The organism is Pseudomonas sp. S2_E02 (genome assembly GCF_054668355.1).
Window position 1 is genome coordinate 1,230,910 of sequence record NZ_CP162761.1, and the last position, 25,487, is coordinate 1,256,396.

At 58.9% G+C, this 25,487-nt stretch carries 20 protein-coding genes and 2 pseudogenes; 12 read left to right on the top strand and 10 right to left on the bottom strand.

Annotation, left to right across the window (positions count from 1 at the left end; all coding sequences use genetic code 11):
- Positions 1-168 precede the first annotated feature (168 nt).
- The 6 genes from AB4O01_RS05480 (at position 169) to AB4O01_RS05505 (ending at position 8,168) form a co-directional block, all read left to right on the top strand.
- A complete protein-coding gene (locus AB4O01_RS05480; RefSeq protein WP_460090924.1) occupies positions 169-1,437 on the top strand; it encodes a c-type cytochrome in 1,269 nt (422 codons plus the stop codon).
- Positions 1,434-1,907, top strand: coding sequence for a (2Fe-2S)-binding protein (locus AB4O01_RS05485; RefSeq protein ID WP_095125976.1), 474 nt, complete (start codon positions 1,434-1,436; stop codon positions 1,905-1,907). Before AB4O01_RS05480 ends, AB4O01_RS05485 begins: the two co-directional genes overlap by 4 nt.
- Positions 1,904-4,138 carry a xanthine dehydrogenase family protein molybdopterin-binding subunit gene (locus AB4O01_RS05490; RefSeq protein WP_460090925.1) on the top strand — a complete coding sequence of 745 codons (2,235 nt, stop codon included), beginning with the start codon at positions 1,904-1,906 and terminating at the stop codon, positions 4,136-4,138. The genes AB4O01_RS05485 and AB4O01_RS05490 overlap by 4 nt, the downstream gene beginning before the upstream one ends.
- Positions 4,139-4,308: 170 nt before the next feature.
- The gene (locus tag AB4O01_RS05495; RefSeq protein ID WP_427120145.1) at positions 4,309-5,421 is read left to right on the top strand and encodes an alkene reductase; all 1,113 of its coding nucleotides are present in this window, start codon (positions 4,309-4,311) and stop codon (positions 5,419-5,421) included.
- A gap of 255 nt (positions 5,422-5,676) precedes the next feature.
- On the top strand, positions 5,677-6,636 hold the full coding sequence (locus AB4O01_RS05500) for an EamA family transporter (RefSeq protein ID WP_460090926.1): 960 nt from the start codon (positions 5,677-5,679) through the stop codon (positions 6,634-6,636).
- A gap of 233 nt (positions 6,637-6,869) precedes the next feature.
- Positions 6,870-8,168, top strand: a complete 1,299-nt coding sequence (locus AB4O01_RS05505; RefSeq protein WP_093431622.1) for an MFS transporter — start codon at positions 6,870-6,872, stop codon at positions 8,166-8,168.
- Positions 8,169-8,210: 42 nt separating this feature from the next.
- Here AB4O01_RS05505 and AB4O01_RS05510 read toward each other — a convergent pair whose 3' ends face one another.
- A complete protein-coding gene (locus AB4O01_RS05510; protein ID WP_460090927.1) occupies positions 8,211-9,269 on the bottom strand; it encodes an aromatic ring-hydroxylating dioxygenase subunit alpha in 1,059 nt (352 codons plus the stop codon).
- Between the two features lie 228 nt (positions 9,270-9,497).
- Between AB4O01_RS05510 and AB4O01_RS05515 the strand changes: the two genes are divergently transcribed.
- A complete protein-coding gene (locus tag AB4O01_RS05515) occupies positions 9,498-10,625 on the top strand; it encodes an alanine--glyoxylate aminotransferase family protein (protein WP_460090928.1) in 1,128 nt (375 codons plus the stop codon).
- A 40-nt stretch (positions 10,626-10,665) separates the two neighbouring features.
- Here AB4O01_RS05515 and ppk2 read toward each other — a convergent pair whose 3' ends face one another.
- Positions 10,666-11,583 (bottom strand): polyphosphate kinase 2, encoded by a 918-nt coding sequence (gene ppk2, locus AB4O01_RS05520; protein ID WP_460090929.1) that lies wholly within the window; start codon positions 11,581-11,583, stop codon positions 10,666-10,668.
- Positions 11,584-11,825: 242 nt separating this feature from the next.
- Between ppk2 and AB4O01_RS05525 the strand changes: the two genes are divergently transcribed.
- Together AB4O01_RS05525 and AB4O01_RS05530 are read left to right on the top strand one after the other, a co-directional pair.
- On the top strand, positions 11,826-12,923 hold the full coding sequence (locus tag AB4O01_RS05525; RefSeq protein ID WP_099759153.1) for a carboxynorspermidine decarboxylase: 1,098 nt from the start codon (positions 11,826-11,828) through the stop codon (positions 12,921-12,923).
- A 29-nt stretch (positions 12,924-12,952) separates the two neighbouring features.
- Positions 12,953-14,197, top strand: a complete 1,245-nt coding sequence (locus AB4O01_RS05530; protein WP_093431607.1) for a saccharopine dehydrogenase family protein — start codon at positions 12,953-12,955, stop codon at positions 14,195-14,197.
- A gap of 81 nt (positions 14,198-14,278) precedes the next feature.
- Here AB4O01_RS05530 and AB4O01_RS05535 read toward each other — a convergent pair whose 3' ends face one another.
- The 6 genes and pseudogenes from AB4O01_RS05535 to pstS form a co-directional block, all read right to left on the bottom strand.
- The gene (locus AB4O01_RS05535) at positions 14,279-14,851 is read right to left on the bottom strand and encodes a hypothetical protein (protein ID WP_320337182.1); all 573 of its coding nucleotides are present in this window, start codon (positions 14,849-14,851) and stop codon (positions 14,279-14,281) included.
- A 59-nt stretch (positions 14,852-14,910) separates the two neighbouring features.
- Positions 14,911-15,608 (bottom strand): annotated as a pseudogene (locus tag AB4O01_RS05540) (hypothetical protein).
- Between the two features lie 100 nt (positions 15,609-15,708).
- Complete coding sequence (gene pstB, locus AB4O01_RS05545; protein ID WP_217827632.1) at positions 15,709-16,470, bottom strand: phosphate ABC transporter ATP-binding protein PstB; 762 nt, start codon at positions 16,468-16,470, stop codon at positions 15,709-15,711.
- A gap of 75 nt (positions 16,471-16,545) precedes the next feature.
- The gene (gene pstA, locus AB4O01_RS05550) at positions 16,546-17,439 is read right to left on the bottom strand and encodes a phosphate ABC transporter permease PstA (protein ID WP_460090931.1); all 894 of its coding nucleotides are present in this window, start codon (positions 17,437-17,439) and stop codon (positions 16,546-16,548) included.
- The gene (gene pstC / locus AB4O01_RS05555) at positions 17,439-18,404 is read right to left on the bottom strand and encodes a phosphate ABC transporter permease subunit PstC (protein WP_093431594.1); all 966 of its coding nucleotides are present in this window, start codon (positions 18,402-18,404) and stop codon (positions 17,439-17,441) included. Before pstC ends, pstA begins: the two co-directional genes overlap by 1 nt.
- Positions 18,405-18,475: 71 nt before the next feature.
- Complete coding sequence (gene pstS / locus AB4O01_RS05560; RefSeq protein ID WP_093431591.1) at positions 18,476-19,507, bottom strand: phosphate ABC transporter substrate-binding protein PstS; 1,032 nt, start codon at positions 19,505-19,507, stop codon at positions 18,476-18,478.
- A gap of 532 nt (positions 19,508-20,039) precedes the next feature.
- Here pstS and AB4O01_RS05565 point away from each other — a divergent pair.
- Entirely contained in the window at positions 20,040-21,479 is a 1,440-nt protein-coding gene (locus AB4O01_RS05565) for an ATPase domain-containing protein (protein WP_186622267.1), read from the top strand.
- 23 nt (positions 21,480-21,502) lie between these two features.
- The gene (locus AB4O01_RS05570) at positions 21,503-21,865 is read left to right on the top strand and encodes a response regulator (protein WP_116256133.1); all 363 of its coding nucleotides are present in this window, start codon (positions 21,503-21,505) and stop codon (positions 21,863-21,865) included.
- Positions 21,866-21,925: 60 nt separating this feature from the next.
- Here AB4O01_RS05570 and AB4O01_RS05575 read toward each other — a convergent pair.
- Positions 21,926-22,843, bottom strand: a pseudogene (locus AB4O01_RS05575) (fimbrial protein); the annotation flags it as partial.
- Positions 22,844-23,142: 299 nt separating this feature from the next.
- On the opposite strand from AB4O01_RS05575, the gene AB4O01_RS05580 reads away from it, so the two are divergent.
- The gene (locus tag AB4O01_RS05580; protein WP_093431579.1) at positions 23,143-23,682 is read left to right on the top strand and encodes a hypothetical protein; all 540 of its coding nucleotides are present in this window, start codon (positions 23,143-23,145) and stop codon (positions 23,680-23,682) included.
- Positions 23,683-23,757: 75 nt separating this feature from the next.
- Here AB4O01_RS05580 and AB4O01_RS05585 read toward each other — a convergent pair whose 3' ends face one another.
- Positions 23,758-25,386, bottom strand: coding sequence for a methyl-accepting chemotaxis protein (locus AB4O01_RS05585; RefSeq protein WP_460090934.1), 1,629 nt, complete (start codon positions 25,384-25,386; stop codon positions 23,758-23,760).
- Positions 25,387-25,487: the final 101 nt, after the last annotated feature.

A 25,487-nucleotide genomic window follows, 5' to 3' on the forward strand; every position in this document is an offset into this window, starting at 1 on the left:
GTGCGCGGGTGATTCTCCCGTGATGACGGTTTCTCTACGCTTTGGCCCTTGGCGCCGTCGTTCCCAGGGGCGCCCTTCCCCGGCTGTTACAAGGAGCGTTGTCATGACCCGTATCCCATCCGTTCTGCCATTGCCTGCCGCGTTTTTCTCCGTCTCATGAACCGCCACTTGCTGAAGTCCAGAACGTTATGGATCAGCGTGGCCGTCGTCGCGGTGCTCGGCCTGATCGGCGCCGTTTGGCTGATGTGGCGCCCGGCAATTGCGCCGATCAAGCGCCCGACGATGTTCGATACTGCGCAGTTGCAACGCGGCGCGCGGGTGGTCGAGGCCGGCGATTGTGCGGTCTGCCATACCCGCCCCGGCGGTGAATATCTGGCCGGCGGGCTGCCGCTGGTAACGCCGTTCGGCACGCTGTACAGCACCAACATCACCCCGGACGCTGAGACCGGTATCGGCCAATGGTCGCTGCCGGCCTTCGAGCGGGCGATGCGTCAAGGCATTGCTCGCGATGGTCACTTCCTCTATCCGGCGTTCCCCTACGTGCACTACCGGCGCATGAGCGCAGCAGACATCGCCGACGCCTATGCCTACTTGATGAGCGGCCCCGCCGTGCACGCGCCGGCCGAGCACAACCAGATGAATTTCCCGATGAATATTCGTCCGTTGGTGGCGTTCTGGAACCTGCTGTTCCTGCACGGTGAGCCACTGACGCCTCTGGCGGGGCGTAGCGCGGCGTGGAATCGCGGGCGTTATCTGGTCGACGGCCCGGGCCATTGCGCTGGCTGCCATTCGCCGCTGAACCTGATCGGCGCGGAAAAATCTTCGGAATACTTGCAGGGCGGCAGCGTTGACGGCTGGCAGGCGCCCGCGCTGGTCGGCATGGGGCAACGCAGCAACCCGTGGAGTCGCGCGCAACTGGTCGGCTATCTGCGCGCTGAGATCGTTGATGGCCACGGCACACCCGCCGGGCCGATGCGTCCGGTCAGCTTGAGTCTGGCCCGCTTGCCCGCCAGTGAAGCCGAGGCGATTGCCGAGTATTTGCTCAGCCTGGAAAACCCGCACCCACTGACGCAACCGCCGCCAAAGACGCCTGCCAGTGAAGCGGCAGACCACTCGACCGGCGCCCTGCTCTTCAGCAGCGCCTGCGCCGGTTGCCATGGCCCGGCGGCGCCGATGCGCACCATCGATGGTCGCCCGGGCCTGCAAAACACCTCGGCGCTGCAAGCGGCCAGCTCGCGCAATTTCCTCAAAACCGTGCTTGAAGGCTTGCCCGCCACAGCCGGATCGCCCGGTCCGCTGATGCCTGCATTCGCCGCCAGCCTCGACAACGCGCAACTCGGCGCACTGGCCGCGTATCTGCGCCAGCAAGCCCGCCCCGATCAGCCGTGGGCCGACCTCTCTTCCACTATTGAAGCGTTACGTCAGGAGACGAAATGAGCCAGATCACTCTCAACGTCAACGGAGCCGCGCAAGCGCTTGAGCTGGAGCCGGACATGCCGCTGCTGTATGCGCTGCGCAATCACTTGAACCTCAACGGCGCCAAATACGGTTGCGGTCTCGGTCAGTGCGGCGCCTGCACGGTGATCGTCGATGATCAACCGGTGTTCGCCTGCCTGACGCCCTGCGCCGGTCTCGAAGGCAAAAAAATCCGCACCGTGGAAAGCCTCGGTAGCGCAGAAGATCCTGGCCCCCTGCAAGCGGCGTTCATTGAGAAACAGGCCGCGCAATGCGGTTACTGCATTGCCGGCATGCTGATGCGCGCGCAGGCGTTGCTTGAGCGTAATCGCCACCCGGATGAGGCGACCATTCGCGAGCACATGGCCGGCAACCTGTGCCGCTGCGGTACGCACTTGCGCATCATCGAGGCGATCAAGCAGGTGGCCGGGCACAACGGGAGCCTGACATGAGTGAGTCGAATGAATTGAACCCGAGTCGGCGCGCCTTCCTGCGTGGTGGTGCGTTGCTGATGGCGTTCACCCTGATGCCGGTCGCGCGGCGTGTGTTGGCGGATACGGAAGTCGATACGCTCGGCACCGTGGTCCTCGCGCCCGACCTGCCCGGAAGCCTGCGCACCAACCCGTTTCTCGACGCCTGGATCCGCATCGGCGCCGACGGCATTACCGTCTTCACCGGCAAAGTCGAACTGGGCACCGGGGTCAAAACCGCGCTGCTGCAAATCGCCGCCGAACGTTTGCAGGTGCCGGCGACCGCCATCAACCTGCTCACCGCCGACACCGCGCTGACGCCCAACGAAGGCTACACCGCCGGCAGCCACAGCATTTTCGACAGCGGTACCGCGTTGTATAACGCCGCCGCGCAGGTGCGCGAAATGCTCGTCGATGCCGCCGCGCGCAGTTGGCAGATTGATGCAGCACTGCTGAGCACCCGCGACGCTGTGATCGTAGGCCCGGCCGGCCAGCAGATGAGTTACGCCGACGCGGTCAAGCATGTCGATGTGCATCAATTTGCCAAGGCTCAGTCGCCGGCGATGGCCGCCGCTGATTTCAAACTGATCGGCCATTCGTTGCCGCGCCTCGACATTCCGGCGAAGGTCAGCGGTGGCGCAGCCTTCGTCCAGGACATGCGCTTGCCGGGCATGCTGCATGCGCGGGTGATCCGCCCGCCTCGTCCGGGCTGCACGCTGCAAGCATTCGATGCGGCGTCCATCGAAGCGCTGGCTGGCGTGGTCAAGGTGATCCGCGACGGCAACTATCTGGCGGTGGTCGCCGGTGATGAGTGGCAAGCGATCAAAGCCATGCGCCGTGCCAGCGAGGTGACGCAATGGAGCGGCGGCGAGGCGATTCCCGAGGCGACTGAGATTCATGGCCTGCTCAAACGCCTGCCCTCACGGCGCTATCCGATCAGCAACAGCGGCACGCCAAGCGGCGCGGCCGACACGCGTTTTCAGGCGCGGGTCACCAAGCAATATTTGATGCACGGCTCGATCGGCCCGTCTTGCGCAGTCGCCTGGTTCAAGGACGGCACGCTTACCGTCTGGACCCACACCCAAGGTGTTTACCCGCTGCGCGCCGGGATTGCCGAAATGCTCGGTCTGCCGCCTGAGCGGGTGCGCTGTATTCATACTGAAGGTTCAGGGTGTTACGGGCATAACGGCGCCGATGATGCCGCCGCCGATGCAGCATTGATTGCCCTGCGCGTGCCTGGGACGCCGGTGCGCGTGCAGTGGATGCGCGAGCAGGAAAATCTTTGGGAGCCGTATAGCTCGGCGATGGTCTCCGAAGTCGACGCCGGCCTCAGCCACGGTCGACTGCAGGACTGGGCCTACGAACTCTGGACCACTCCGCACAACGAACGCATCGTCAACGCCGGGCGGCTGTTGCCGGCACGCTTGCTCGCGCGGCCTTTTGCCTCGGCGCCATCCGTGCCAATCGCTCAGCCTGAGGGCGATGGTGATCGCAACGCGGTGCCGTTGTACGAGTTGAACTCGACGCGCATCAACATGACCTTCGTCACCGAGATGCCCTTTCGCACCTCGGCCATGCGTTCGCTCGGTGCGCACATCAACATCTTTGCCATCGAGGCGAGTATCGACGAACTGGCGATCCGGGCCGGCATCGACGCGGTTGCTTTGCGTCTGGCCCATCTCAGCGACCCGCGTGCTCGCGCGGTGGTGGAACGTGTGCGTGACGAGATCGGCTGGCCGCAAAAAAGCAGCGAGCCCGGCGCCGGTATCGGTTTCGCCTTTGCCCGCTACAAAAACATCATGGGTTACTGCGCCATCGCGGTGAAACTTCGAGTGCATCCGCAGACCGGCGAGATCCGTATCGATCACGTGGTGACGGCGGTGGACGTCGGCCAGATCGTCAGCCCCGATGGCCTGCGCAATCAGGTCGAGGGCGGCATCGTCCAGTCCGCGAGCTGGACCCTGTACGAAAAAGTCGCCTACGACGCGGGAGGCATTCGCAGCTACGACTGGAGCGGCTATCCGATTCTGCGTTTCACGCAACTGCCGAAAAAAGTCGATGTGCATTTGCTCGACCAGCCGGGAGAACCCTTCCTTGGCGCCGCTGAAATCGTCCAGGGGCCGATGGCCGCCGCCCTTGGCAACGCCGTCGCCAACGCCACTGGCCGGCGCTGGCTGAACCTGCCGCTGACGCGCTCAAACCAATCCGCCTAAGCCACGTCCGTGTTCATCGCTGATGAGCACGGGCGCCATTGCGCCGTGCGCAAAACAGCGTAGCGCCGGTCACCGATTATCACCCTCACGACACCCGGTTAAGTTAGCGGCACTGGTTCGCGGCCCCACTGCCGCGCTTGAATTCCTTTTATTGAAATCTGGAGCTACCCATGACCCGTCGTCTGTTCCAACCCCTCGCACTCGGTCCTTACACCCTCGCCCATCGCGTGGCCATGGCACCGTTGACGCGCTCACGCGCCGGCCAACCGGGCGATGTACCGACGCCGATGAACGCCGAGTACTACCGCCAACGGGCCAGTGCCGCACTGATCATCACCGAGGCCACGCAAATTTCCCGGCAGGCTCAGGGTTACGCCTGGACGCCGGGCATCTACAGCTCCGAGCAGGTCCGCGCGTGGCGTGACGTCAGCGCGGCGGTGCATGAGGCCGGCGGGCTGATCTTCATGCAACTGTGGCACGTCGGCCGGGTGTCCCACCCCAGCTTTCAACCCGATGCTGGCCTGCCGGTTGCGCCCAGCGCGCTGCCGGTGCCTGGCAAGACGTTTATCGTCGACGAAAACGGTAACGGCGTCTGGGGAGATGTGCCGGTGCCACGCGCGCTGGAAACCGCGGAAATCGCCGGCATCGTCGAGGACTACCGCGTGGCCGCGCGCAACGCATTGCAGGCGGGCATGGACGGTGTAGAGATTCATGCTGGCAACGGTTACCTGCTCGACCAGTTTCTTAACAGCAACAGCAACCAGCGTGACGATGCCTATGGCGGCAGCGTGGAGAATCGCGCGCGGTTTCTGCTGGAAGTGGTCGCGGCCGTCGCTGAAGAAGTCGGTGCCGAACGGGTCGGCGTACGCCTGACGCCGATGGGGCGCTTCATGGGCATGGGCGATGACACCCCGGAGGCCACCTTCGGCCACCTCGTCGAAGCGCTCAACCATTGGAATCTGGCCTACCTGCACCTGGTCGAGCCAGCGATGGTCGGCACAGTCAAAGATGAAAATTTCGACCCACGCTGGGACGCGATCATTGCCCAGTTGCGCAAGACCTGGAACGGCGTGCTGATCCTGGCCGGCGGCTACGATGCACAATCTGCCGAGCAGGCGCTGATTGCCGACCGTGCCGACATCATCGCGTTTGGCCGCCCGTTCCTGGCCAACCCGGACTTGCCGCGTCGACTGCACGATGGTCTGACACTCAACGTGCCAGACCCTGGCAGCTTTTTCGGCGGGGATCAGCGTGGCTACATCGATTATCCATTTCATGCCTGAGCAGAAGCTGACCACCCGCATTTCATGAATGGGTAATCGCTGGAAGCAGGGGCCGATGCGCCCCTGCTCTACCCAGTCATACGATCTCCTCGCTTAATCAAATCCATAAAAATCCACCTTAACACCGAACATATGCGCAGCTGAGCGCTTTCAGGTCTATTGCCCGACGTCGCCGAATGCGATAAAACGGGTTAGTTGTACGACAACCTAATAAAAACCAAGTCGTTCGAACGGCTAACAATCCTGAGATCTGCCATGCCTCGCCCTACCACTGCGCAAATCGTACCGCCGCCCTTCCCCCGCTATCTGGCTGTGATCATTCTGTTGTGCATGGGCTGTGCGTTTGCCGGCAATCATGTGGCGGCACGAGTCGCCTTTGATGATGGTGCGGGTGTGTTGCTGGCGATTTTGATGCGTTCCGGCGGGACCTTGCTGGTGCTCGCCATCCTGGTGCTGTGGCAAAGACAAAGCCCGCGTTTGCCGGCGGGCGCATGGCGCTGGCAACTGCTGCTGGGGTTGCTGATCACTGCGCAGAGTCTGTGTCTGTATTCCGCTGTCGCACGGGTGCCGGTGGCGCTGGCCCTGTTGGTGGCAAACGTATTCCCTATTCTGCTGGCATTGCTCACCTGGGCGCTGGGTGGCCCGCGACCGAGCGCCCGCACCGCGACGTTGATGGGCTTGATTCTGTTGGGTCTGGTGTTTGTACTGGATGTCCCCGGGCGGCTCTCGACCACGACAGACGTCAGTGCGCAATGGCTGACGGGCGTCGCGCTCGCGTTCTGCGCCGCCAGCGTGTTCGCCTGCGCGCTGTGGATCACCGACCACAAACTGTCTCAGGTACGTGGCTCGGTGCGCAGTCTGCTGACCATTTTCATCGTGTTCAGCAGCGTCAACCTCGCAGGGCTGACGGGCGCCCTTCCCGGCGGATTGAACCTGCCCGCCACCTCGACCGGATGGCTGGCCCTCGCCACTTTGGTAGTGCTGTACGGCACAGGTTTTATCGTCTTGTTCATTTCCGTGCCGCGACTCGACATGCCGCGCAATGCGCCGGTGATGAACATCGAGCCATTGGCAACGCTGCTGATGGGCTGGATTGTGCTGGACCAAATGCTCAGCAACGGACAGATTCTCGGCGGAGTGATTGTGGTCACGGGCATCGTTTTGCTGACTTATCGTAAATCAGTGGTCAAGGCTGAGGTTAAAGCAGCAATTTAGCACTTGGATGATGGCAAAAAGCTGTTTTTTCTCCGGCCACTCAGGACAAACATAGGTGGCAACACCTGCGTCCCAACGTCGCAGCAAACAGCTATTGGCAAATCCTGCACAAGCCTTAGAATCCCGCGCTCTCTTGCAGCCCCTTCGGTGTCTGCCTGCACCACAACACACTTCGGCTTGGCAATCGCATGCGCAGCGGCGCACGTTGCGCTGTTCGTCCTCTAGAGGTTTTTATGTCTCCGCGTTTGCTGGCCATGGCGCTGGCGCCCCTGCTCGGGCTATTCATTGTTGCGCTGGGCAACGGTTTCATGTCGTCGCTGACCACCCTTCGACTGGACGCTGCCGGTGCGTCGACCACGATGATCGGCATCGTTTCCTCAGCCTACTTCATCGGCCTGACCCTGGGCGCCGTATTCAATGACCGTTTGATTCTGCGCATCGGCCATATCCGCGCCTACGGCAGTTTCGCCTCGCTGATCGCCGTGACCATCCTGCTGCAGGGCTTGTTCTATGACACCTGGGGCTGGTTCGCCCTGCGCCTGATCAACGGCTGGGCCACGGTCGGCGTGTTTCTGGTGATCGAAAGCTGGCTGCTGCTGGCGGGCGACGCGAAGATTCGTGGGCGCTTGCTCGCGCTGTACATGATCGTCTTGTACGGCGCCGGTGTGCTGGGTCAGGCAACGCTGGGCAAAATCACCGGGTTGAGCGACAGCGCACCGTTTATGGTGGCCGGCATGCTCGCCTCGTTGTCGGTGCTGCCGATCGTGATCCTGCCACGCGTGTCGCCGCTGCTCGATCAGGTCGAGCCGCTCAAGCCTCGACAACTGTTGGGCGTGACGCCGACCGGGCTGGTCGGCTGTTTCGGCTCGGGTGTGACCATCGCGGCGATTTACACCTTGCTGCCGCTGTATCTGCAACGCAGCGGTCTGAATGTCGGTGAAGTCGGCAGCATGATGGCCTGGACGATTCTCGGCGCGATGCTCCTGCAATACCCGGTCGGACGTTGGTCTGATCGCAAGGATCGTTTGCAGGTGCTGACGATTCTGACAGTGGCGTGCACCGTGTTGTCGCTGGTGATCGTCCTGGTGCCATTGTCCTCGACGCTGCTCGCGGTGATGTTGTTTCTGCTCGGTGGCGGCGTGTTTGCGCTGTACCCGGTTGCCGTCAGCCACGCCGCCGACCGTGCGCCTGCCGAAGCCTTGGTGCCGATGATTCAGGGACTGCTGCTGATCAACTCGCTGGGCTCGGCAATCAGCCCGATGATGATCTCGCCGGTGATGAACTCGTTCGGGGCCAATGGGCTGTTCTGGGTGTTTGCGCTGGTCAATCTGTGCATGGTCACCTTCTTCCTGTGGCGCCGTGGCAAACGCCCGGTTCCGGCCAATCCCGCGCCGTTTGCAGCGGCAGCAACCTTCTCGCCGACAGGCGCGGAGTTGCGGGTGACCGAAGATCTGCGTCAGGCAGTGCAGGAGCATCCGCCGATGGTTGATGCACTGAGCGGCGAACCTTCGCCACAATGTGAGACGCGCTGAGGGTTGCGCCAGTCTGTGCCAAGCGCAGACTGGCTCGCACCGCTATTCAGATTCGTGGGTGATATCCACGAGCGGAATCGGCTCAATCGCCCAAGCGCGAATCTGACGACGTTCGGGGCTGGGTATCGCACAAGCCTTGCGTCCGGTGAACGTTCGCGCAAGACGCTCTTCATCGATGCGCCAGCCGCGCTGCTCCAGCGCCTGCACGTCTTTGCGAAAGGCAATCTGCAGCGCGTCGGACTTCAACGAAACCTCCTGCTGAAAAGAGTCCGGCACACGTTCGGGCCGAACGTTTTTCAGCACCGCGTGATCTTGTTCGAAGATACGGATATTGCTCGCAATGAACCTGCGATCCAGCAGTCGGGAACGCAGGAAGGTTCTGCCCATCATCCACCAGGTGCGCGTGCGATTGGCGTCAATCGGCACATGCGCCGAGACGATGTAGATCCGCCAGCCGTTGGGCAACTCAAGCTCAAGCGTTGTACAAGGACCGGACAAATGAAAACCCGGAACAGTCACCACGCTGACAAAATCGGTGGAGGATTTGCGCCGCAGCAGCCCTTTGCGTGCCGGCCTGCGCATGAGCATTCGGGCGCTGCCGCTCCACGCATCGCTGTCGACCTCGAATGATTCAATCTCGGGATGATCCGGATCGCCAAAGGTTGAACCGTGGACAAACGGTGCGTGGGCGAAGTCCAGACCGTTTTCGATAATCCGGTCCCAACTGACCTGCCAGTCAAAGTGACCCGAGACCACACGGATGGCGGGATCGTCGATCCAGTCGAGCGTGGGCAAGGCTGGACGCTCAGATTCTGGCAGATCACCTAAAAACGCCCAGATCCAACCGTATCGCTCCAGCGTCGGGTACGCATCGACGCGGGCCTTGGCGGGAATCCGCAGGTCGGGCTGCGCGGGTATCTGCGTGCACACACCATCAGCGCCAAACCGCCAGCCGTGATAGGGACACTGCACGCTGTTGCCGACCTTGCTGCCGGCCGACAGTGAGCCGCCGCGATGCACGCAGATATCCGACAGCACATGCGCGACGCCTGCGTCATCGCGGAACGCCACAAAAGGTTGTCCGAGCAATCGAACCGGCATCAGTCCATCAGTCAACTGTGACGATGGGAGAACGACATACCACAGGTTTGTAAGCATGGGGGGCGTGCGATCCGTCAGTACGGTGAGTTCAAGTCAGAAAAACCCTGGAATGCAAAACTAAACCAGAGGGCTCCACTTGGCCAACGTGAATTGCCAGTGCCCTTGCCCTGCCCTTTGCCTACACTTGCTTGCCAATGATGTTTACCTCTCTGCCGAAGGAGCACGCCCATGTCAAAGCTATATCCCAGTATCGATCCTGAGGGGCTGGTCGAGTACTCGGTTGTCTACACTGACCGCTCGCTCAACCACATGTCGCAGTCCTTCCAAGGCGTGATGAAGAACATTTCCAAGACCCTGAAACAGGTCTACCACGCCGAGGCGGTTGCAGTGGTTCCGGGCAGCGGCACATTCGGCATGGAAGCGGTGGCGCGGCAGTTCGCCACCGGCCAGCAGTGCCTGGTGATCCGCAACGGCTGGTTCAGTTATCGCTGGAGCCAGATCCTTGAGATGGGCAATATCCCGGCGGCGACCACGGTGCTCAAGGCACGGCCGGTAGAGCCGGGTCGCCAGGCCGCCTACGCCCCGCCGCCGCTGGACGAAGTACTGGCCGCCATCGCGGCGCAGAAACCGCAGGTGGTCTTCGCACCCCACGTTGAAACCTCATCCGGGATCCTCCTGCCCGACGACTACCTGCGAGCGGTCGGCGACGCCGTGCATGCAGTGGGTGGCCTGTTCGTGCTGGACTGCATCGCCTCGGGCACGATTTGGGTGGATATGCACAAATGCTCAGTCGACCTGCTGATCAGCGCTCCGCAGAAAGGCTGGAGCGCCTCCCCTTGCTGCGCCCTGGTTATGTTCAGTGCTGCGGCGCTTGCGCGCATCGAACACACGCAAAGCAGCAGCTTCGCCTGCGACCTGAAAAAGTGGCTGCAAATCATGCAAGCCTACGAACAGGGCGGACATGCCTATCACGCAACGATGCCCAGCGATTCCCTCGCGCGGTTCAATGACGTGATGAAAGAGACGCAAGCGTATGGGTTCGACAAGGTTCGCGATGAACAACAGGCGCTGGGTGATCGGGTGCGTGCGCTGTTGACCGGCAAAGGCATCAAAAGCGTCGCCGCAGAAGGCTTTCAGGCCCCCGGCGTCGTGGTGAGCTACACCGATGATGCCGATATCAAGAACGGCAAGAAATTTGCCCAGCACGGCCTGCAGATCGCTGCCGGCGTGCCGCTGCAATGCGATGAGCCGGCCGACTTCCAGACCTTCCGCCTCGGCCTGTTCGGACTCGAGAAGCTGCAGAATATCGAGCGTACGGTCAGCCTGCTTGAGCAGGCGCTGGATGAGGTCATTTAGATACCCGGCAACCCGTCGTCGGGTCGCCCGGTTCGGCCGTTTAATAGACTTGAGGCACCATGAGTTCCGGTGGCGTAGGACTGCGAGAGTAGTCCTCCTCGCGCACGCGCTGCGGCAGTTCGATCTGCGGTAACTCGACTTCTTCGTAAGGCATTTGGCCGAGTAGATGATTGATGCAGTTAAGTCGGGCTTTTTTCTTGTCGTCGGCTTGCACCACCCACCAGGGTGCTTCGGCAATGTGGGTGCGTTCGAGCATGATTTCCTTGGCCTTGGTATAGGCCTCCCAACGCCGACGTGACTCCAGATCCATCGGGCTGAGTTTCCACTGCTTGAGTGGGTCGTGAATGCGACTAAGGAAGCGCAGGTGTTGTTCTTGGTCGGAAATGGAAAACCAGTATTTGATCAACTGAATGCCGGAACGGGCGAGCATCCGTTCAAACTCTGGCACGGTCCGGAAAAACTCTTCGTACTGATAGTCGTTGCAAAATCCCATAACCTTTTCAACACCGGCGCGGTTGTACCAACTGCGGTCAAATAGCACGATCTCACCTGCTGCCGGCAGGTGCGAGACATATCGCTGGAAGTACCATTGGGTTCGTTCGCGGTCGTTGGGCGCGGGCAAGGCAGCGACTCGGCATACCCGGGGGTTGAGCCGCTGGGTTATGCGCTTGATTACCCCTCCCTTGCCAGCGGCATCGCGCCCTTCAAACAAGATCACTACCTTGTGTCCGGTCTTGACCACCCAGCTTTGCAACTTCACCAGTTCACCCTGCAGGCGAAACAACTCGCTGAAATAAAGCCGTCGGTCGTCCTTCTCGATACCATCCGGAACGTGGTCATCGAACAGTGTGTTCAGGTCATGCCCGTCTTCGGACAACTCCAACTCCAGCTCCTCGTCACTGTGGTCGAGCAGCTCGCGCTGAATGCGGTGTATCAACTGATCTTGAGCTGAGGGCATGGTGAAGACCTCGGGGACGGGATGGTACTGCCATACTGACGGCGATTTATGACTGAGCAGTTACCGGGGGTTCTCGGGATTGCTGATTGCTTGAAGCAGACGTTGTATCCCGGCCGGACGTCCCGAGCGTTCAACCTTTCGGGGGATTTGCTGAACCAGTCGTACGCTCTGCTCTTTCGATATGTGGTCAGTCCGGGCACAATGCGCATCCTTTTTTGGCTGGCCTTGCCGGAGGCCTCGAAATGATCAAGACACCGTACTACCTCATCGACAAACAGAAACTGCTGACCAACATGCAGAAGATCGCTTATGTGCGCGAACAGTCCGGGGCCAAAGCCCTGCTCGCGCTCAAGTGCTTCGCGACCTGGTCGGTGTTCGACTTGATGCAGCAATACATGGACGGCACCACGTCGTCGTCGCTGTACGAGCTCAAGCTCGGTCGTCAGAAGTTCGAAGGCGAAACCCACGCCTACAGCGTGGCCTGGGCTGACGATGAGATCGAGGAGATGCTCGACAATTGCGACAAGATCATCTTCAACTCCATCAGCCAGCTGCAACGTTTTGCCGAGCGCTCTGAGGGCAAAGTCCGTGGCCTGCGCGTTAACCCGCAAGTCAGCAGCTCCGATTATCTGTTGGCCGACCCGGCGCGTCCGTTCAGCCGTCTAGGCGAATGGGACCCGGTGAAGATCGAAGGCGTTATCAGCCAGATCTCCGGTTTCATGTTCCACAATAACTGTGAGAACGGCGACTTCGGCCTGTTCGACCAAATGCTCTGCACCATCGAAGAACGCTTCGGTGAGCTGCTGCACAAAGTCAGCTGGGTCAGCCTCGGCGGCGGCATTCACTTCACCGGTGAAGGCTATGCGCTGGATGCGTTCTGCGCTCGTCTCAAGGCGTTCTCGCAAAAGTACGGCGTGCAGGTCTATCTGGAGCCTGGCGAAGCGGCGATCACTAACAGCGCTTCGCTGGAAGTCACCGTGCTCGACACCCTCTACAACGGCAAGCACCTGGCCGTCGTGGACAGCTCCATTGAAGCCCATTTGCTCGACCTGTTGATCTATCGCCTGAACGCCAAGCTGGCGCCGAGCGAGGGTGAACACACCTACATGGTGTGCGGCAAATCGTGCCTGGCCGGAGACATCTTCGGCGAGTTCCAGTTTGACCGTCCGCTGGCCATTGGCGATCGACTGTCATTCATCGATACCGCCGGCTACACCATGGTCAAGAAGAACTGGTTCAACGGCCTGAAAATGCCATCCATCGTGGTGAAACAACTCGATGGTACCGTCGAAGTGGTTCGCCAATTCGGTTACGAAGACTACCTGTCCAGCCTTTCTTGAAACGGACAGACAAAGGAGAGAAAAAGCAATTGAAAAAGAACGTTCTTATCATTGGTGCAGGAGGTGTCGCTAAGGTGGTGGCCCACAAGTGCGCGCAGCATAACGATGAACTCGGTCGTATCGCTATCGCGTCGCGCAACATCTCCAAATGCCAGGCCATCATCGACAGCGTCAAGGCCAAGGGTAGCCTCAAACAACCCGCCGATATCAAAGCCTTCTCGCTCAATGCCCTGGATGTCGAGGCGACCAAGGCGCTGATCCGTGAAACCGGATCCCAGATCGTCATCAACGTCGGCTCCGCGTTCCTCAACATGTCGGTGTTGCGTGCCTGCATCGATACCGGCGTCGCTTATCTCGACACCGCCATTCACGAAGAGCCGGGCAAGATCTGCGAAACCCCGCCCTGGTATGGCAACTATGAGTGGAAGCACCTCGCCGAGTGCCAAGAGAAGAACATCACCGCCATTCTCGGCGTGGGCTTCGACCCGGGTGTGGTCAACGCCTATGCAGCACTGGCACAACAACAGTATTTCGACCGCATTGATTCGATCGACATTCTTGACGTCAATGCCGGTTCCCACGGCAAATATTTCGCCACCAATTTCGATCCGGAAATCAATTTCCGTGAATTCACCGGGCAGGTGTGGAGCTGGCAGAACAGCCAGTGGACCAGTAACACCATGTTCGAAGTCAAACGCACCGACGACCTGCCGGTCGTGGGCTCGCAGAACCTGTACCTGACCGGTCACGATGAAGTGCACTCGCTGTCGAAGAATCTGGGCGTACCCAACGTACGTTTCTGGATGAGTTTCGGCGAGCACTACATCAACGTGTTCACGGTCCTCAGGAACCTCGGCCTGCTGTCCGAACAACCGGTCAAGACCGCCGAAGGCCTGGAAGTCGTGCCGCTGAAAGTGGTCAAGGCCGTGCTGCCTGATCCGAGTTCGCTGGCGCCCGGCTACACCGGCAAGACCTGCATCGGTGACCTGGTCAAGGGCACCAAGGATGGCCAGTCGCGCGAAGTGTTCATCTACAACGTGGCCGACCACGAGGAAGCCTTTGCCGAAACCGACAGCCAGGGCATTTCCTACACCGCCGGCGTACCGCCTGTTGCCGCTGCCCTGCTGGTCGCCCGTGGCGAGTGGGATGTGCAGCGCATGGCCAACGTCGAGGAACTGCCGGCTGAGCCGTTCCTCAAGGCGCTGGACGTCATGGGACTGCCGACCCGCATCAAGGATGAAAACGGAGATCGTCCCTGGAACGGCGTAGCCTGAGGCTCGCAATAACCCGCGACGCGTCACTGCCCGCTACAAAAAACGCCGCTCATTGAGCGGCGTTTTTGTCTGCACTGAAAATCAGGACACGGCTTCCGGACATTGTTGCGCCGGATTCCTGCTCCTGCCCTGTTGTTGCCGGGCGAGCAGTGCCTGTACGTCGGCGACGGCATCCAGAACCCGCTGCGCCCAATGCTCATCCTCCGGGTGCACGACAACAACGCGAAAACCGTGATCATGGCCTTCCGAGCGCACCCCTTCGGAGTCATCGACATGCAAGTCGATATCGAAGGCCGGGGGGAATTTCGACGGACCGTTTGCCAACCCGTTTGTCACCAATGCCTGGTTATGCACCACACTGTTGACCACCCCGTCGACGCGGATGCCATACAACAACAGCCAGCGCCTGATATAGGCCGGGGTCCGACCGGACGACGTGTAAACCCAGATACTGCAGCCCTGACGCCGCAACTCGCGGGTCAATGAGCGCGTGCCGCATCGCAGTGGCTCGCCGAGCCAACGATGCAAGCAGGCCGGCAACCAGCTCTGCTCGACGGCACAGTGATGCAGCTGGCAGGCCAGCGTGTCATCGATATCGAACGAAACCCGTATGCGCTGGCGAGCGAATACGCTCATGGGGATAGCACCGAGCATGGCTTGCCAAACGCGGCTGACGGAAGCCTGGTACCTGGCGGAAATGGGTTGCCCGCTCATCAATCTCCCCCTTGCAAGACGGGCGAGGTCTTGTCTTTGAGTAAAAAATTCATCGACTCAGGCGCCTGACCTTCAAGGAAGGCCGCATACTTTTTCTTGATTTTGGGCAATTCATACAACGCCTTTACCCCATGCTTGGCGGAGTTGCGGATGACCGAGGACGGATTGAAGTAACCCCCGGCATTTTCCAGCGTCAGCACGAATGGAGGTAATCCCGCGCGCATGAGCAAATAGCTGACGATGAGTGAGCCACTGCGGTTATTACCCTCGATAAACAACTGCGGTTTGCTGAGGATTCGAACATAAACACCAGCCGCTCGCTTCCAGACTGACTCGCTGCGATACGCGCAATACCAGTTGAACAGGTCCTTTATCCCCCCTCAACGTTGTTGAAGAAGTGCTCTTCGGTCGCCGCCAGGTGTTGAGCGTACTCCAGCCGGCGAACCGGGTCCCGGCCACAGAGGACGGTAGCGTTGATCTCCAGCATCAGGTTCAGTTGCTGAAGGTCGAACAGGTCGACACCACGAGCGACATAGTCATCAATCAGCGCATAGCCTTCAAGCACATTGTGCAGCACTTCGTCAGTGAAGGGATCGCGAGGCTCGGTAAAGTGCCTGCTGAGTTCGGAGAAACGGCCCTGAACCTCTCGCAATACCCGTTCAATCGCGGGCAAATCAAGACGACGCGTTGCAGACATTGGCAATCCTGAGAACGGTAGATAAAAGGGTCAAACGGCCGGATGCCAGTACCGCACCCTTGTCCATGGCCGCTTGCCGTCTTGACTGGATAATTGCTGCTTAGCTGAACTTGCCGCTGATGTAGTCTTCGGTCATTTGTTCACGCGGCTTATCGAATATCTGGGTTGTCGGCCCCATCTCGACCAGATAGCCGGTGCGCGTCCCCTGGGAAATATCAACCGAGAAAAAAGCGGTCGTGTCAGCGACGCGGATGGCCTGCTGCATATTGTGAGTCACCAGGGCGATGGTGTAGTCCTTCTTCAACTCGATCATCAACTCCTCGACCCGCCGGGTCGCGATCGGGTCGAGTGCCGAGCACGGCTCGTCCAGCAACAGCACTTCCGGTTCGGTCGCAATGGCACGGGCGATGCAAAGCCGTTGCTGCTGGCCACCGGAGAGGGACAGGCCGCTGACCTTGAGCTTGTCCTTGACCTCATCCCACAGCGCGGCACCCTGCAAGGCATGTTTCACGCGGTCGCCCAGATCGCCCTTGTAGCGATTGAGGCGCAGGCCGAATGCAACGTTGTCGAAAATGCTCATCGAGAACGGATTCGGCTGCTGAAACACCATGCCGATATAACGACGCACGACCACTGGATCAACGCCCTTTCCATAAACGTCTTGTCCGAGGAAATGCACGTGCCCTTCAAAGCGAAATCCCTTCACCAGATCGTTCATCCGGTTGAGGCTGCGCAGCACGGTGCTCTTGCCGCAACCCGATGGACCGATGAAACCGGTGATCTTGTTTTTTTCGATCGGAACATGGCTGTCACGCACGGCCAGGAAGTTACCGTAGAAAATCTTGTCCAGCTTGCAGTCCATGACCACTGGCGCCTGAGTGACAAACGGAGCCGCGACTTGCAGATTTGATGCGTTCAAGATTCAGATGCTCCGTTCTCAGTACTTGGGCTTGCCGAAAATACGGCTGACAATATTGACGACCAGTACGATCATCACCAGCACCAGCGAGGCCGCCCATGCCAGTTCGAGTTGGTTGTCGAAGGGCATGCCGGAAAAGTTGTAAATCAGCACGGCGAGCGAGGCCGTCGGATTCATGACCGCCAGGCTGCCATCGTGGTAGATCCAGTAGTTGCTGAACAACGCCGTGAACAACAAAGGTGCGGTTTCGCCCGCAGCGCGAGCCACGGCCAGCATGACCCCGGTGAGGATCGCCGGCATGCCGGTCGGCAAGACGATTTTCCAGATGACCTGTGAACGGGTGCAGCCCATGCCGTAGGCGGCATCTTTCATGATCTTGGGCACCATCCGCATCGACTCTTCAGCGGTCAGCACGACGATCGGCAACATCAGCACGGCCAGTGCCACGCCACCGGCCGGCGCCGAGTAAGTACCAGTGGTCATCACGACCAGCGCGTAGGCGAATACCCCGGCCAGAATGGAGGGCAGCCCCGTGAGCATCTTGGCGGCAAAGCGCGCGGCGTTTGCCAGCTTGCTGTCAGGGCCCAGTTCCGCCAGAAAGATGGCCGCCATGATGCCGACTGGTACCGCAATGGCGGCGGCGATGCCGACCATGACGAAAGTGCCGGCCATCGCGTTGCCGAAGCCACCACCCGTCTCGAAACCGGTGGGCGGAAGTTCGGTGAAGACCTCCAGATTCAGACGTGCCCCGCCGCGAGTGATCAGCATGTAGAGCACGGAGATCAATGGCACGCTGGCCAATAGCGCACCGCCCCAGACCAGCATGGTCAACACCAGGCTGCGCAGCGCGCGACCTTCAAACTTGCGCTGCAGGCTAGGAAATGCAGCCTTAGAGGACGTGATGTCAGTCATTATTTAGTACCACGCTGGGCATAGACCATGATCATGGAACCGATGATGTTCACCAGTAGCGTGATGAACATCAGGACCAATGCGGCGTACATCAACACTTCAATCTCATTCGGCCCTGCCTCGGGGAAATTCAACGCCAGCAAGGCCGCCAGCGTATTGGCCGGGGCAAAGAGAGAAAGGGAGATGTTGTTTGCGTTGCCTACCAGCATGGCCAGCGCCATGGTTTCACCTAACGCGCGGCCCAGCCCCAAGACGAGGGAACCAAAGATGCCGGTGGCGGCAGATGGCACCATCACCTTGAGAATGGCTTCCCAGTGGGTGGTGCCCATGCCGTAGGCAGCCTGCTTGGTTTTCATCGGTACGCCGGTGAGGGCGTCCTGCGACACGGCAGCAATGGTCGGCAGAATCATGATTGCCAGCACCAGCGCCGCCGGCAGCAGTCCAGGTCCGCTCAACGACGTGCCAAAAAAAGGTATCCAGCTGAGTTCGCTGTTCAGCCACTCCGCCAGCGGCCGAATTGCCGGAATCACCACGTAGATCCCCCAGAGACCATAAACGACGCTGGGGATGGCTGCCAGCAACTCGACGATGGTGCGGAAGACGGCAGCGAGCTTGGCGGGCAGGAAATCCTGGGTTAGAAAAATCGCCATGCTGACACCGAAAAAACCGGCGATCAGCAGCGCAATGAAAGCACTGTAGAGCGTCCCCCAAATGGCCGGCAGAATGCCGTATTTGCCCTGATTGACATCCCAGACGGACCCCAAAAGCACATCCAGGCCGTGCTTCTCAATGCCGGGAATGGCCTTGCGCCCTACTTCGAATATCAGCGCAAAGACCAGCGCCAGAATCAGCACCACGCCTATTTGCGCTAGCGCACGGAAGACGCGGTCGACCAGAAAGTCCTTTGCGGACGGTGGTTGGCACGCAGAAGCCGGATTAACCGGTACGACAAAAGGTGTGTTCATTGGCTAATTCCGGAATGAAGGGAAACTCTCCCGGCGCTGAAAGCAGGCGCCGAGAGAGGCCTCACGAGCGCTTACTGGATGTTGGCAGACGCTTTGCGAACCTGATCGACGACTGACTGTGGCAAAGGTATATAACCCATCGAGTCGGCGATTTTCTGCCCTTCGGTCAAGCTGTACTCGACCATCTCGCGCATGGCTTTGGCCTTGGCCGGGTTACCGTTGTCCTTGCGAAAGATCATCCAGGTGTAGGAAGTGATCGGGTAAGACTTGGCGCCGTCCGGATCTGGCAGCCAGGCCACCAGGCTCTCGGGCATTTTTACCGCAGCGAGTGCCTCGGCGCCGCTTTCCGCGTTCGGTACCACGTACTGACCGGCCTTGTTCTGCAACTGCGCGAAGTCAACCTTGGCAAGTTTGGCAAAGCCGTATTCGATGTAACCGATGGCACCCGGCGTCTGGCGTACGGTGGCTGTCACACCGTCATTCTTGGGCGACTTGATGAATTTGTCGCTGGCCGGCCAGTTGACGGTGTTGCCCTCTCCCAGCGCCTGCTTGAACTCCGGATTGATGGCCGCCAGGTGCTTGGTGAACACCGCAGTGGTACCGCTGGAGTCCGCTCGCACAACAACCGTGATCGGTGTATCGGCCAGTTTCAACTCGGGGTTGGCTGCGGCGATCTGCGGGTCGTTCCAGCGCGTGATCTTGCCCAGGAAGATGTTGGAGTAGACGTCGCGTGGCAATTTGAGCCCTTTAGGATTGCCCGGCAGGTTATAAGCCAGCACGATTTCACCCGCCGTCATCGGCAGCAACTGCACGCCCTCGCCCACCTTGGCAATGTCTTCGTCTTTCATCGCAGAGTCACTGGCGGCGAAATCAACGGTTTTATTCAAAAAGTCCTGTACACCCGCACCGCTGCCCTTGGATTGATAATCCACAGTGACACCCGCCGACTTTTTGCTGAAATCCTTGAACCAGGTGAGGTAGATCGGTGCCGGAAAACTGGCTCCGGAGCCTGTCAGCCGGACGTTTTCCGCCGCGAAGGACATTGAGGTAGCCAACAGAGATGCAGTCACAACGAACGCAGCAGACTTGATCAATCGTTTCATCAAGGAAACTCCTTATAGGGGCTCCCTAACTCTGCAGCAATCTCGTTAAGTTTTTATGAACGTTGGATGGCAGGACCCCGCCTCAATCGTTTTGACCCCTTGCTACCCTTACTCATCGTCCCCCCTCCTCGCACATACCTATTGCGCAGTAGTACCGACGCACATGACTTTCCAGGACTCTCAAGGCAATGGGTGTCCATCCAGGCGACAGTGGATCTGAATTTTTACTCGCCCGCGGCGGCGGCAGGCGCGTGGGAATTCGCTGGCCGTCGCCATGAGTCCGAATCCCATCGCCTGCGTTATCTCAGGTCAGGCAAAGCCCTGCCTGTTCCGCCTTTGTCTTTCGCGGGATTTGGCAATCGAATCTTCTTGCGCGCGGGTTGTCCTTATTCCCGGATTGCGTGCCGCCATTCGCCAAGCGCCACTTTCCAACGCTACTTTGCCTCCACCGCCATGGCTCCAAAATGGAAATGGCGTTAGCATTTCATCCATCCGGCTTAACAAGCCTGTTTTTTCAGATCAGGGTCGCATAGTGGAAAAGCTAAAACGCCTTCAAAGCGGAATCGAAGGGCTCGACGCGCTGCTTCAGGGTGGCCTGGTCGCGGGTGCTTCGTACATCGTTCAGGGCCGCCCCGGTTCCGGCAAGACCATCCTCGCCAATCAGCTCGGCTTCAATCATGCCCGCAATGGCGGTCGCGTTCTGGTCGCCACGTTGCTGGCCGAGTCCCACGACCGGCTGTTTCAGTTTCTATCGACCATGAGTTTTTTCGACGCATCCCGAGTGGGCGCTGAAATACAGTTTGTCAGCGCTTTCGATACGCTGGAAAACGAAGGCCTCGATGAAGTGGTGAAACTGCTGCGGCGCGAAATCAGCCGGCAGAAAGCGACGGTCATGGTCGTCGACGGTTTGCTCAACGCGCGCTCCAAGGCCGACTCACCGATCGACACGAAAAAATTCATCTCCGAACTGCAAGGCCATGCGGCATTCGCCGGTTGCACCGTGCTGTTTCTCACCAGCTCGCGCCTGGACGACGGCAGCCCGGAACACACGATGGTCGACGGCGTCATCGAAATGGGCGAAGAGCTGTTCGGCACGCGATCGGTGCGCCGCATTCACCTGCGCAAGACCCGCGGCAGCGGCGCGTTGACCGGTGTTCACGAGTGTGAAATCACCGAAAAAGGCCTGGTGGTCTATCCGCGCCTGGAAAGTCTGTACAAACGCCCTTCCGCCCCCGACAGCGCAGACATGACACGCATACCCAGCGGCATCGCTTCGCTGGATGACATCCTCGGTGGCGGCTTGCACAGCTCCAGCGTCACGCTCGTCATGGGGCCTTCCGGGATCGGCAAAACCACGCTGGGGCTGAAGTTTCTCGCGCAGTCGACGGCCGAAGCGCCGGGCCTGCATTTCGGTTTCTATGAGAGTCCGCAACGGCTGCGACTCAAAGGCCGTTCGCTGGGCATCAACATTGAACAAATGGAACACAGCGGTGCACTGAGCATTGCCTGGCAGCCGACCACCGAGGGCTTGCTCGACGCCCTCGGTGCGCGCCTGCTGAGCCTGGTCGATGAAAAAGGTATCAAGCGCCTGTTCATCGACAGCCTCAGCGGCATGACTCGGGTTTCAACCACACCGGAACGCATCACCGACTTTTTCAGTGCACTGATGAACGAGCTGCGATCCCGAGGCGTCACGGTCTTCGCCTCGTGGGAAATGCGCGATCTGTTTGGCTCCGAGGTCAGCGCACCGAATTCCGACCTGTCCAGTATTGCCGACAACCTGATTCTCATGCGTTTCTTTGAAAATCACGCTGAACTTCGCAGGACGCTTTCCATTCTCAAGATACGTGATAGCTCCTATAACCCTTCGCGGTTCGAGGTAGTCATCCGTGATCAAGATGTGTTCCTGGAAAAGGCTTTGAGAAATGAACCTTCCGTCTCATCTGAGTCATTGCCTGGTTCAATATCGTAAGTCTTCGAGCGGGTTGAAATAACATGACCACCATCCTGGTAGTCGACGACGAGTATCTGATTGCTGACATTCTTGGCTTTGCGCTGGAGGATGAAGGCTACATGACGGTGACGGCCAGCAATGGCAAGAAAGCCCTCGAAGTGCTGGAGAGAGAACGGCCAGCACTGATCATCACGGACTTCATGATGCCGGTCATGGACGGCCTCGAATTCGCCGAAGCCGTGCGTGCTCAGCCTTCCGTCAAACACCTGCCGATCATTCTCATGAGTGGAGCGCAGGCGCACATCGGCATGCAGCGCTCGGATCTGTTTGACGTGGTGCTGCCCAAGCCTTTCGACATTGCGGTGATTGTGGCTGAGGTGAAGAAGCTGTTGGCCTCCTCATAGATACTCAACGACAAAGGCAATTTCCGCATTGGCATTGCCCGCTCTCATTTGTGAATTTGCGGGCTCAATGCGCACGAAGCGCGCTTGCAAGTCTACAGATGCATTCCCGCCTTCCGATGTAGGCGCTTTCATTATGTAGTTCTGATTCAGCTTGAGTGGCTTCCCGTCTCTGAAGCGCATCTGCAATGCCAAACCTTTGGCAGTGGAACTACTGTTCAGATTTACCATGCCAGTATTAGCGTCCCACAGAGGGCTGCCCGCAGTGGGCGAAAAGGAGTAGCGGAAGTTGTTTATTCCGGTAGGACAGTTTTTCATACTGAGAAAAAAGTATTGCTCCTTGGCATAGGCACCGTTCTTCGGGAAATCGCTCAAGTTATAGCTACCCATATCAACTTTTACATCGGGTGTTTCGCAAGACTGTGAGACCACCCGCGTGCCACTTGTATTCAATGCCAGAGGCTCGATTTCAGCAGCGACAAATTTCCCCAATTGGCCTGAGGGTATCGTCGCACTACCGGAAATCTCACCCGTTTTTACAAGACGCAAGATGTGCTGAGTGCCATTCCACCCCCAACCGCCAGCAACGTCGGTGTCTCCCGGAAAGCCTTTCCATGCTTTGCCCGATGGCGGTCGAATCCATTGCCAGCCGATCCCGGTATTTCCAACAGGAAAAATCTGCGCGCCTGATTGGGTGACGCCCACAGAATTGCGAACACCTTCATTGTGTACCGCAGAGCACCTGAACGAACTGGGAATGGCTCCCAGGGTCACGATTGGGCTTTCATAGATAACCGTGCCGTTCGGCGTGTCCCGCGGCACCGAGATCGTGGTCGGAAGGACAACTCGGAGGTCGCCCATGGAATTGTCGGGATAAAATTCGCATACCGCCGCCATTGTATTTGACGACAGCATATACAAGAGTCCGACAATTGATATACGGGATAACTTCATAGCACTCTCTCTGACTCTGCATTGCATGCAAACAACTGAATGATTGACGATGGCGCGAATATTTAATCGGCTGCAAAATCACCACAATCGGAACGAGAAGATAATAAATAAACAGCACTTGCGCAAAAAGTTTATTTATTCAACAAACAGACAATTCTCATAGATTTATAGCTAACTAGCCAAATCGGAAAAACCTATAAAAGGACACGTTATTGAACACCATCCTTTACCAGCGCAGATAACCAACAGACAATTTAAGACTCGTCTTAAAGGCGCAACGGAATTCGGTCATTACACTGTCCACTCTTGAAAGGAGAAACGATTCCGTGAGAGCCCTCGATACCCTCAATAGCCCAAAACCCCAGAGCAACGCCGCCATCTATTGCCTGACGATTCTGGCACTGGCGCTGATCGCCATGACTGTCGCCGCCGGTTATGAGCTCAACAATCTGTTTCCACTGAAGGCCGTGGTGCAAAAGCAGGAGATCCAGCTCACACAGCGAGCCGATGCCATCCAGTCAATGAGCGCAGAACTCAAGCGTCTGGCAGAACAAAAGCAGGCACTGGAGACTGACCTGCTTACCGCGAAGGAACAGGCGAAGGCCGCCGAGACGGCAAAGACGGAGCTCGAAAACACTCAACGCGCGGCGCAAACCAGCGCCGCGTTAGAGGATGAAGATTCACTGTGCGCGATCATCGAGCAAAATATCCGCCTCGTAGCGGACCAGCTCAGTCGCGATGACTTCTTTCGCTTGCGTGATGAGCGCGAAGCTGAAGCCGAAGCGGTGCTTGAAAGCTATGAAAAACAACTCGCCACCTGCATTGAACAACTGACGGCACAAACCGAGCAGCCAACACAGAAATGAGGTAGCGGCCGCTGCACAACAGGATTGACCGCGGATCAAACAAAGCCCTGGTGATCAGGGCTTCCTGCTCACTCTTTACAGCTTGAATTCCTTGGTCAACTTATTCAGCGATGCCGCTAATTGCGAAAGCTCCGCCGACGCAACGGCGGTCTGTTTCGAGCCTTCTGCAGTTTCGCAAGACAGGTCGCGAATGCTGATCAGGCTGCGATCCACTTCGCGCGCAACCTGAGCCTGCTCTTCGGCAGCGGTCGCCATCAGCAGGTTTCGTTCATTGATAAGATTCAGAGACCCAGTGATGTCAGTCAGCACTTCGCCGGCGATATTGGCCATCTCGAGTGTTCTTTCAGCTTGAGAGCGGGTGTGGCTCATGGACGTAACTGCCCTGCTGGTGCCCGACTGAATGGAGCTGACCATGGACTCGATGTCCTCGGTCGATTTCTGCGTACGCTGCGCCAGCCCTCTCACCTCATCTGCAACCACGGCAAAGCCGCGGCCCGCCTCCCCCGCCCGCGCCGCCTCGATGGCCGCGTTCAACGCGAGCAGATTGGTTTGTTCGGCGACTTCTCGGATCACGTCCAGCACGCTGCTGATATCGCTCGCCATCGTAGAAAGCGCCTGCACTTCTGCCGAGGTGCCATGCACGCTGGAAACCATCAGATTGATTGCCGCGACCGTTTCGCTGACCTGGGCTTTACCGGCAATGGCTGCGGCGCTTGATTCCGACGTCAGTTGCGAGGTCGATGCGGCGTTGTCCGCGACCTGCTCCACCGCCGCACTCATTTCAGTCACGGCGGTGGCGGCCATTTCGATTTCATGACTCTGACGCTGAGTGATACGCGAAATATCTTCGGTGACGCCGTGCATGACTTCCGAGGTTTCGGCCAACTGCGTGGACGAGTCACGGATCATGATCAGCGCATCACGCAAACTGGCTTGCATCGCGGCCAACGACGACAGCATCTGCGCTGCCTCATCGGAACCATCCAGCGCGATGGTTTCGCTCAAATCGTTGGCGGCGATGCACTCCGCTACCCTTAGTGAGCCTGCAATCGGCACCGTCAGGCTGCGCGTGTACAACACCGCCAGGGCCAAGGAAGCACCGATGGCAATGATAATGAACACACTGACGATCCACAGCGTGTGTTCGTAGACATTGTCGGCCTGCTTGCCCGCTTCATAAGCTTCGATCTCATTGAGAGCAATCAGCTTCTTGAGCGCGACCTGCACGCCGTCCGAGGCGGCACGCATCTGATTCTTTGACAGCGCAATGGCCGCTTCAAGCTGCCCGTTCGCCACGGTTTCAAGGTATTGGTCCTGCGCCTGATCATTGACTTGTTGTGCTTTGGCGAACGCCTCGAAGGCCTCACGCCCGGCGTCAGTTGCCAGCAGATCAATGAGTGCGCGCTGATGTTTTTTGATGAGCTGACGCGACTGTTGAATGTCCATCAAGGCCTGAGCCTTACGCTCAGGTGTTTCGATAGGGTTGCGCAGGCGGGCGTTATTGCCCTTGATTTCGATGAGTTCACGATCCAGTTGTCCGAGTAGCTTGATACTCGGCACGATGGTCGTCTCGACATAGGTCTCCGCCTTATTGAGCAAGTCGACTTGCTGCAAGGCGATCAATCCGATCGCGATAATCATGAGACAGAACAAGCCAAAACACAGCGCCGAACGCGGCGCGAGATTGAGTTTACGAAGCAGCATGATGCCTTACCTTAGAGTGTATTCAAGACAATGGGGCAAACGAGCGGGCAGCAAAGCAGGCGCTGAGCAATAGCACCTCAAAGCACAAGCGGATGACCGCG

Coding starts and splice junctions, on each gene's coding strand:
- AB4O01_RS05485 (WP_095125976.1), top strand. CDS start 1,434: ATGAGCCAGATCACTCTCAACGTCAACGGAGCCGCGCAAGCGCTTGAG.
- AB4O01_RS05490 (WP_460090925.1), top strand. CDS start 1,904: ATGAGTGAGTCGAATGAATTGAACCCGAGTCGGCGCGCCTTCCTGCGT.
- AB4O01_RS05495 (WP_427120145.1), top strand. CDS start 4,309: ATGACCCGTCGTCTGTTCCAACCCCTCGCACTCGGTCCTTACACCCTC.
- AB4O01_RS05500 (WP_460090926.1), top strand. CDS start 5,677: ATGCCTCGCCCTACCACTGCGCAAATCGTACCGCCGCCCTTCCCCCGC.
- AB4O01_RS05505 (WP_093431622.1), top strand. CDS start 6,870: ATGTCTCCGCGTTTGCTGGCCATGGCGCTGGCGCCCCTGCTCGGGCTA.
- AB4O01_RS05510 (WP_460090927.1), bottom strand. CDS start 9,269: ATGCCGGTTCGATTGCTCGGACAACCTTTTGTGGCGTTCCGCGATGAC.
- AB4O01_RS05515 (WP_460090928.1), top strand. CDS start 9,498: ATGTCAAAGCTATATCCCAGTATCGATCCTGAGGGGCTGGTCGAGTAC.
- ppk2 (WP_460090929.1), bottom strand. CDS start 11,583: ATGCCCTCAGCTCAAGATCAGTTGATACACCGCATTCAGCGCGAGCTG.
- AB4O01_RS05525 (WP_099759153.1), top strand. CDS start 11,826: ATGATCAAGACACCGTACTACCTCATCGACAAACAGAAACTGCTGACC.
- AB4O01_RS05535 (WP_320337182.1), bottom strand. CDS start 14,851: ATGCTCGGTGCTATCCCCATGAGCGTATTCGCTCGCCAGCGCATACGG.
- pstB (WP_217827632.1), bottom strand. CDS start 16,470: ATGGACTGCAAGCTGGACAAGATTTTCTACGGTAACTTCCTGGCCGTG.
- pstA (WP_460090931.1), bottom strand. CDS start 17,439: ATGACTGACATCACGTCCTCTAAGGCTGCATTTCCTAGCCTGCAGCGC.
- pstC (WP_093431594.1), bottom strand. CDS start 18,404: ATGAACACACCTTTTGTCGTACCGGTTAATCCGGCTTCTGCGTGCCAA.
- pstS (WP_093431591.1), bottom strand. CDS start 19,507: ATGAAACGATTGATCAAGTCTGCTGCGTTCGTTGTGACTGCATCTCTG.
- AB4O01_RS05570 (WP_116256133.1), top strand. CDS start 21,503: ATGACCACCATCCTGGTAGTCGACGACGAGTATCTGATTGCTGACATT.
- AB4O01_RS05585 (WP_460090934.1), bottom strand. CDS start 25,386: ATGCTGCTTCGTAAACTCAATCTCGCGCCGCGTTCGGCGCTGTGTTTT.